The organism is Roseovarius halophilus (ex Wu et al. 2025) (genome assembly GCF_047086965.1).
Window position 1 is genome coordinate 1 of sequence record NZ_JBKOTX010000591.1, and the last position, 350, is coordinate 350.

At 66.3% G+C, this 350-nt stretch carries 1 pseudogene; it reads right to left on the reverse strand.

The window, feature by feature from the left end:
- Positions 1 to 350 (reverse strand): annotated as a pseudogene (locus ACH107_RS33625) (IS5/IS1182 family transposase); the annotation flags it as partial.

Below are 350 nucleotides of genomic sequence, written 5' to 3' on the forward strand. Positions count from 1 at the left end.
TCTGGGCCATGCCGCCCACGGTCTTGGCCCAGCCGAAGGTGAGGAGGACCAGAAAACGATCCGGGGGATCGTTTTCCCGACGCAAGTCGATCTTCTTGCGGTGTCGCTGGGACAGGGCGTAGCCGGGATGGTGCGTCGTTCGACCGTCGATGGCGGAATGCCGGGCCTTCTGTGCGACATGCGGCGTCACGACCATGCCTCTCAGTTTCTTGACGAAGTCGGCGCTGTCATACCCCTTGTCGGCCGCCAGCGTCAGGCGCCGGGTCGAGCCCGGTGAGTGCCGGTTGATCATGTCCGGCGCCGCCTTTCGCTCGCCGTGGCCATCGGCGTGGGTCAGCTCCGCCTGCACC